This is a genomic window from Thioalkalivibrio sp. ALE14, from assembly GCF_000376845.1.
Taxonomy (GTDB): Bacteria; Pseudomonadota; Gammaproteobacteria; order Ectothiorhodospirales; family Ectothiorhodospiraceae; genus Thioalkalivibrio.
This window is the reverse complement of the sequence record NZ_AQXY01000004.1, coordinates 1-7,692: the sequence shown is the minus strand read 5'-3', so window position 1 is coordinate 7,692 and position 7,692 is coordinate 1. Positions and strand designations below refer to the sequence as shown.

The following is a 7,692-nucleotide window of genomic DNA, read 5'->3' as shown; positions in this document are numbered from 1 at the left end:
TTGCGCACCACTGCCCGGCGCCCGTCCGGCAAGCGGTCCTCCGCGTAGCGCTCCATGAACGTCTGCAACTCGGCCTCCACCGCTTGCTTGATCAGATCCCGCGCCCCGCGGCGCAGCAGATCGGTCAACGGGTCCTCTGGTCCGTTCGGGATGTCTGTCGTATCGTGAGCCATGGTGGCGTATCTCCTTTGGCTGGCTGGTTGCTCGCACTTCCATTCCAGCCGGATACGCCGCCTTCCTCAATCCCCCCCGTACACCACTTTCGACAGTAACTCCCGCAGTGCCGGGACAAGCCAAGCCATGAATGAGCCATGAGAACGGGTGATGACCGCGGCAGGATGCCATCCCGCGAACCCGACGCGACCTTCCGCTATTCGTCTTCCAGCGGCTCGGGTGCGAAGCCAACGTAAGCACCTAGGCCTGCAGGCGCGCCTGCATACAGGGCGAACTTGATGGAATCCACGATGGCCACCTGATCGGTAAGACCATCAAGGCCGCTCTCGGGCATCGGGATTTCGGATTCGTCCATACCTTCCAGACCCAGGTTTTCGTCGAACCGCTTGCTTCGATACTCGAATCCTTCGTCCGTCGCCAGAAACAGGGTGTGGGGGCATGCCTTGATTGGATCCTCCCCTGGCGGCTCCATATCCATGACGCATTGACCGCAAAACGGGCAGAAGATGGAAACATCGTAGAACTCGGTAAGTTCGACGCGTTGTATGGGCTTGTCCCGCATCTTTTCTCCTCGACTGGAAACTGTGTGTATGAGCGTGCCGGATCCGCCTGCGATTCTGCCTGGCCCAACGTAGGGGTGCTAGATTGCCGTGATCCCAACCATCCCCGGGAGGCCGCTGTCGCACGGCAACAACGACACACGCTCCGTGACGGCTCGGCGGAGGACTACCCGATAGGGTACGGCCGAAGAAACTTGCAATCAGCGTCGCTGCCCCCCCATGGACGGCCCATCCGACCACGCCCTGGCTTGTCCGCGCACTCGGCCCCTGCCTACGCGAATCCAGCTCGTCGCTTGCCGGCATCAGGCTTCATAGCGCTTTCTGAAACCAGGGCTTCAAGGGCGGTATTGGCATCGACAGACTGATAGCCGCGCAAGGTCCGGTAACGACGCGCGACGGTCGCGAAATCCCCCGGGGTCAGATTGTCGAGTCCGGCAAGCATGTGGCGTTGCCCGACAGACATCTCCGACGGATCCAGGCCCAGCGTGCGGAGGAGTTCACCAAACATCGTGTCTCGCTGCTCGGCATCCAGTGCCCGCAGTTCCAGTTTGTAGTCGAAACGGCGAAGGGCCGCGGAATCGATCGCGCCGAGGAAGTTGGTGGCACAGATGACCACCCCGTGGAACTGTTCGATCTGGACCAGGATCTCGTTGGTCTGGCTGACTTCCCAGCGCGCCCGTGCGGTCTCCCGGCTCCCGACGAGGCTGTCGGCTTCGTCGATCAGCACCACCGCACCCTCGTCCTCGGCCGAGCGGAAGAGCCGGGCGATGTTCTTCTCGGTCATCCCCACATAGGGCGACAACAGCGCCGAAGCGGGCCGCTGGATCAAGGGGCGATCGGCCTGCTCGGCCAGATGGGTTGCGAGGGCGGTCTTGCCCGTGCCCGGCACCCCGTGAAGCAACAGGCTACCCTCCCCCGCAGCCGCCAGATGACGGACGACGGGTTCAAGCGGCTGGTCGGTGTTGAGCATGCTCAGGTCGTAACGCAGCAGATCGGAGCCGCGACGCCGCACCGGCGGGGTTCGATTCTGCAGGTTCGCCTGGCGTGCCAGCTGTTCGTCCAGGAACGACTCGAGGGCGAATTGCTGATCCTCTGCGTATAACAGCCGGGCGACCCGGAAAGCGCTCTGTACCTCGGCCGGGGTCAGGCCCTCGATCTGCGAGGCGCGGTCGATCCAGGTGTCCGACACCGGAAGATCACCACAGGTGTGCTCCAGCAGCGCGCGGCGAACTGATCGCGGCGGTTGCCGCAGCTCCAGGGTGTAATCGAAGCGACGAAGGTAGGCGCGGTCGATCTGCCCCACGTGATTGGTGATCCAGATGGCCGGCGTGGCGTTTTCCTCGAGCATCTGGTTGGTCCAGGCCTTGCCCCCGGGACGATCCGCGCGACTGCCAACCCGCATCCAGCCGTTGCGCGCGTCGAAAACGTCTTCGATCTCGTCGAACACGACGGCGTGGCCGGGTGACCGCGCCACGACGTGTTGGCACAACTGATAGGCACGCTGTCGACTGCGCGGCTCCAATGGATCCCCGCGCTCATCCTCGAAGTTCACCTCCACCGCCGTGAGGCCGGCCTCCGCCGCCGAGGAACGCGCAAACTGGGTCTTGCCGGTACCCGGCTCGCCGTGGATCAGGATGTTGATGCCCTGGGCGCCCTGCCGGGATGCCTGGCGAAGAAGGGCCGCGACGCGTGCCCGCTCCTCTTCCAGATGGGTCATCGGCAACAACCCGTCCCGGGGCGCGGGCGAAGGGCGAAAATACGTCCGAAAGATCGCGTCCGGCGACGCCTCCGGGGCGTCCAGCTCCAAACCGATGCCACGAAGCAGTTCGTACTCCATGTTGGCGGAATCCATCCCCATGCGCACGTCGAACTGGATGAGGCCCGAGCGCATCAGAGTGCCGTCGCTCGACAGCGCCGCACGCACCTCCCGCTCCGGGAAGTCGAGGGCGATGGCCATCGCCTCGGTCGCACTCATCGTTACCGCCTTGCGGGCAATGGCGACCATGCTGGAGAGATCAGCATCGGCCTCGTGCAGAACGAGAAAGAGCAGGATCTGCTGCTCGCATTCGGTCAGACCGAGGCGGTCGCCTAGCGCACGAATATTGGTCGTGAAACGCTGCCGCTGCGGCTGGATCGGTTGGCGGTTCATGCGCTCCAGTTGTTCCTCCAGCGCCTCGTCAATCCGTTCCGGGTCCAGGACATCGTCCAGGGGCTCCATGGCCGTATCTCCCGACAGATCGACCCCAAGATCCGTCAGCGTCTCCGACTGCAGCTCCTGGAGGAGCCAGTCCCCATGGTCCCGGCGGCGGGCGGCCACCCAAAGGCGCAACGCCCACAGCGCGGCTTCGCCCCGCAGTGGACGGGACTGTGACTGATACCTGCGGTGACGCATACGACCGGTACGAGGCATGCTGAATCTCCTGACCAAACTGGAGATCCAGTATCCGCTAGAGGGGCGACGGTTTTTGTCGCCTTGCACCTCTAGACGCGCCCAACCACATCGACAACAGCAATGAGAAAGCCCGGGGACACACGGTTGCCGGGCCCATCTCGAACACTCCGTGAGACGCTTCTTCTACTGGAACGGATTCTGCAGTCCGGCACGGGCCTCGACGATGGCGACATCCATGAGCAGCCAACTGCCGAGGTAAACCGCGCCGATGACCAGGCCGGGCACCAGCAGGTTCGCGAACCCGTAATGACGGCGCTTGTAGAGGTAGGCGGGGTAGCACACCACCCACAGCAGAAGGATTAAGAAGAACCAGGCCGTCGGGCCGTACGTGCCTTTCTGGCGATTCGTCTGCATCCCGGCACTGGCGGCCTCGACCGAGGCGAGCACTGCAGTGATCAGCAGGGTTCCAATCCCGATCGCCATGAGGGCCGTCTCGGGAGACTGCAGAAGGTTCATGTTCGCCACCCATCCCCAGATCAGCACGATCGCCAGGATCGGCACGCCCAACAGGAAGAGGCCCAGATCCGGGGAGGTGCGCACCGGACGAGTGGCCGCGGTGCCGCTTGCAGACAGATCCGAGCCACAGTGCTTGCACTTGATCGCGACGGACCGGATGGTTTCGCCGCAATACGGACAGGCCTTGGTATCCGCCGCGGCCTCCGATGCACTCGCCTCCTCAGAGCGGCCCGCCCCTTCGGACTCTTTTGGTATAGCACCGGATTGGCTTGCCTGCGATTCGGGCGGTAGCGAATCCGTGCCCACGCTTGTTGGTTTGGGCTGCGGTGCCTTCGGATCGTTGGGGTGCGCGATCCGAATCGCCCTGCTCTCCGGCTCGAAGGGATCTTCGACGAAGCTCAGCTCGTGTTCCGGGTACTTGTTCGCGAGCTGCGCCAGCAGCTTGTCGGGGTCACGATTGTTTTCGGTCTCGAACTGAACGCGATCCTCGCCCCGAATCTTTCGTACCACTCGCATGAACGGCCCTCCTTGTCTTCCCGACTGAAGGGATCATTCTTGCGCAGTGGCACGACGATCATTGTCGCGTGCCCGACGGAAGATCAGTCGCGCACAATCCGGTGGAGCTCGAGACCATATTCTCCAAATCCGAAGTGCTTCACCTCCCCCTGGAGCGTCACGCGACAGCCCGAGGCGGAACAGCGCTCCAGGATCTGCGCGCGATCGTTTCTCGGAAGGCGTTCCGCGTCCGCCATCACCGGGTTCATATCAAAGGGCTGCTCCGGATCGGTCAACGTCACCATGCCCGCAATGGACTGAATCGAGGCCGTGACCTCCACTCGCTCGCCACCCATGCGCTTGCTGTCCAGCTTAAGATCCGTCAGGGAGACCCGCCGGTATCCATCCCCACTGCCTTCGTCCGCTTGCTGGCTTTCCTCCACGATCTCATAGGTCCCATCCGCGTGCAGGACGATCTCGCGGCCATCGGTCGTCTGAACCGTCTCCTTTGCCGCGGCCGCCCCGAAAGCCAGAAACATCCCGACAGCCAACCCCACTCCATAGCGCGTCCGACTCGTCATCGGCTTCTCCTTGTCGTGTTCTATCCCTGGCTACAAAGGTACCCGTGCACCGCGACGGATACGGTCGCCCGACGTCACCCGCGGTTGTGGAGAGACGAAGGCTCCCGACGCACCGCACGACGGCGCGATCAGCGGCGAAGTACTAGCGTCGAGGCAATCAGGTCATGCAGGCCCTGCTTGCGGCGAGTGAACGCCACCATCAGAAAGCCGATGAACAGGATCAGGGCGGAAAGGATCTTGGACCAATAGCGGGCATTGGCCCGGCCGAAGCCGATACGGCTGCCATCCAGATCCGTCACCCGCAATCCGAGCATCCGCTTACCGGGGGTGGCTTGCCAGCCGGACGATTCGAACACCGTCCAGTACAGCCACGCGATCACAATGCCAAGGAGTTGGCCGAGCCCTTCCGCCCCGGCTTCAATCTCCTGCCCCGTCGCGGACCCCATCATCATGAGCCCGTACACGAACCCAATGGGCAGGACGATGAGCAGCGTTACGATCAAGGCGAGGACGTAGTCGATCACCCAAGCCAACAAGCGATACCAAAAGCCCGCGTAACGTAGATCCGTAGCGGCATCGCCCGCCGAACCGGCTTCGTGATGCATCACTCCTGACCCACCCCCTGCAGGGACAACCGGCCCGCGCGTTCCCGAGGCCTCCGCCACCGACAACGCCGCACCGCATTTCCCGCAGAACCTGGCGCCTTCGACTACCGGCGCGCCGCATTGCGTACAGAACCTCTCCATGTTCAGTTCTCCTTGTCGTCCGTACGTAGCATTTTCTATCGACGATAGTCGGGCATTCCGTCCAACCGCCGGCCCCTTATGTCTGTTGGCGCTCGAGAAAACGCTCAACATCCTCGCCCTGCGGCACCTCGATCTGGAAGTGCTCGTTCAACCAGTCCGCAGAAATGGGTGACAGCAGGACAAACCTCGACACGCTTGGACGATCCACCCCTCCGAGCAAAAAGAAGCGGTTTCTCTCGATGGTCTTGATCGTGTACCTCTTGTGTTGCACACCCGCAGGGTAATTTGCGTGGAAGAAATCCAGGTCAAAGCGCCTTGAGCCGTCCTTGAATAACTGCACTCCGAACACCTTCACAGGCGAGTAAGCCCGAAGTGACGGGCCGAACTCCTCACCGATCAATTCCAGCGCGTACCAACACCCTGCTTCGAGCGTGAATCGTCCGCTTGGAGTCATGGGCTCACGAACCTTTTCATGGCCGAATCAAACGGCGCTCTTCATAGAGCTGCCTAGCCGGAAGCAGTGCTCGTTGGATGGCCTCCCGCAGGAACGGGAATCGTTCAGGGGTCGTGCGAACCCGTACGGTTTGCAACCGCCCCATCAGTCCACCAACTGGAGTACCCGCTCACGGTATTCGTCCTCGGACAACACACCCCGATCCCGAAGGCGGCGAAGTGCTTCGATATCCGCCTCCAACTCGCTTGAGGATTGGGTTTCCGTGGGCCCTTCGGCGATGGCCCGGTGCAGGTGCTCGTCGTCCAGGGCCTCGTCGATCGTCTCCCACAGGGTCCGCGTCAGGAGTTCTTCCAGTTTCTCGATCGACGCGAAGATGCCGCCGCCTGCACCCCCCTCGACGTTGCTTGACCGAACGGAATTCTCGTACGCGATCTGGCGAGATTCACGTTCGACCAGGGTGACATCCAGTCTCGAATGCGCCTCTCGGCGCATCACTTGATTCGAATCCAGTTGCTCGATGTCGACTTCCAGGATGAAATCGCCCTCATCCTCTTCCGCGAGCATTCCCCGCTGTTCGAGTCCCGTATTGAACTGGCCGCGGACGACCTCGGACACTGGCTCTTCGGTTTCAAGCGTCTGCAGGGGATTACCGAAACCACCCCGAATGGCCCCCAGCCAGTTCGCGCCATGTTGTCGGCTGTCCGTAACAGAACCCATCTCGACATTCGCCGACCCGACGGCAACCGTGTCACTGCTCTGGGCAGGATCCAAGCTGACAGGCGTCGTGGTGCACCCGGCCAGCAACATCCCGCCCAACATCAGCCCTGCCAGTTTCCCGCTGATCACTATCTCTTCCCCTGTTTCGTTCAGGCCCTAGCCTGTTGCCTGCGACTTGATGGAGAGGCCGAGTCACGACTCGCCCGTCCCCCGAAATAAAGCTCGATCGCGTGCGCCTCGCTGAACAGGTCATGCCCTCGCACACACCGGGTCTGCGTCGTCCAGACGGTGAAGGCCCCGTCGTGGGTTTTATCGCCGCACACTTCTTCCGGGCACGTCACGACGTCATCGCATTGCACACAGCGAAGCTCTCCCGCGATCGCCGAAACCATTTGCGTGAACCGGCCGCGCAGTTCGGACCGAAACGCGTCCGGGAGATCGGTGATGGCGTCGACACGATCGTCCGCGGCCTGCAGCCATAACCGAAAGGCCCGACGAGGCCCGTCCGGTCTTGCCGCGACCACAGGCGGGTCACGTTCTTCCAGCCAGTGCTCCAGGTCGCGGGCGGAAACAATCCATTCACAGCCGACGGCTGACTGCCCCTGCTGGGGCGACAGAAGCCGAACGCGGCGGGTGCACCGCGGAAGCTCCAGCAACAGATTGCCCACGGTCCATGCCCGAATGTCCCCGCGCGTTGCCAGGCGCCTGCGACCGGACAAGCACGCCCAACCGTTGCGCAAGGCACGGAAGGCCCTCATGCGGGATCCTTCGTGCGGTAGGCCAGACGGGCGGATTCCAATTCCTGGGCAATGGCGTCGCGCAGTGACGGGGGTCCAACGACCTCGACGCCTGCACCCAGCCCCAGCAGCCACCACTTGAGCCGGGCGGTGTCGCGCACGGTGGCCGTCACACGCGAGGTACCGTCGGGACCCCGCTCAATGAGCTGGTCTTCCGCCAGGCGCGCCTCGTGGAGGTGGTAGGCAAGGTCCGCATTTACCCGGAGTTCCAGGGGGATGGCATCACCCTCGGGATAGTCGAAGGCGCCGTTGCGGATGAT

The 7,692-nt window shown here is 62.9% G+C and carries 9 protein-coding genes and 2 pseudogenes; all 11 read right to left on the bottom strand.

Features of this window, described 5'->3' with window-relative positions; translation table 11 throughout:
* Nucleotides 1–173, bottom strand: a pseudogene (locus tag F572_RS15565) (IS256 family transposase); the annotation flags it as partial.
* Nucleotides 174–370: 197 nt separating this feature from the next.
* Complete coding sequence (locus tag F572_RS0100095) at nt 371–736, bottom strand: hypothetical protein (RefSeq protein ID WP_018158272.1); 366 nt, start codon at nt 734–736, stop codon at nt 371–373.
* Between the two features lie 269 nt (nt 737–1,005).
* Nucleotides 1,006–3,144, bottom strand: coding sequence for an AAA family ATPase (locus tag F572_RS0100090; RefSeq protein ID WP_026181380.1), 2,139 nt, complete (start codon nt 3,142–3,144; stop codon nt 1,006–1,008).
* Between the two features lie 165 nt (nt 3,145–3,309).
* Nucleotides 3,310–4,158, bottom strand: a complete 849-nt coding sequence (locus F572_RS0100085) for a zinc ribbon domain-containing protein (RefSeq protein ID WP_018158270.1) — start codon at nt 4,156–4,158, stop codon at nt 3,310–3,312.
* An 83-nt stretch (nt 4,159–4,241) separates the two neighbouring features.
* Nucleotides 4,242–4,718, bottom strand: coding sequence for a hypothetical protein (locus F572_RS0100080; RefSeq protein WP_018158269.1), 477 nt, complete (start codon nt 4,716–4,718; stop codon nt 4,242–4,244).
* A 128-nt stretch (nt 4,719–4,846) separates the two neighbouring features.
* Nucleotides 4,847–5,323, bottom strand: a complete 477-nt coding sequence (locus F572_RS0100075; RefSeq protein WP_018158268.1) for an RDD family protein — start codon at nt 5,321–5,323, stop codon at nt 4,847–4,849.
* Between the two features lie 69 nt (nt 5,324–5,392).
* Nucleotides 5,393–5,464: pseudogene (locus F572_RS15845) on the bottom strand (zinc-ribbon domain-containing protein); the annotation flags it as partial.
* Nucleotides 5,465–5,540: 76 nt separating this feature from the next.
* Nucleotides 5,541–5,918, bottom strand: a complete 378-nt coding sequence (locus tag F572_RS0100070; RefSeq protein WP_018158267.1) for a hypothetical protein — start codon at nt 5,916–5,918, stop codon at nt 5,541–5,543.
* Between the two features lie 144 nt (nt 5,919–6,062).
* A complete protein-coding gene (locus tag F572_RS0100065; RefSeq protein ID WP_026181378.1) occupies nt 6,063–6,764 on the bottom strand; it encodes a YajG family lipoprotein in 702 nt (233 codons plus the stop codon).
* 20 nt (nt 6,765–6,784) lie between these two features.
* Nucleotides 6,785–7,393 carry a hypothetical protein gene (locus tag F572_RS0100060; RefSeq protein ID WP_018158265.1) on the bottom strand — a complete coding sequence of 203 codons (609 nt, stop codon included), beginning with the start codon at nt 7,391–7,393 and terminating at the stop codon, nt 6,785–6,787.
* Nucleotides 7,390–7,692: WYL domain-containing protein (locus F572_RS0100055; protein ID WP_026181377.1), on the bottom strand; the 303-nt coding region annotated here is incomplete at its 5' end. The genes F572_RS0100055 and F572_RS0100060, both read right to left, overlap by 4 nt.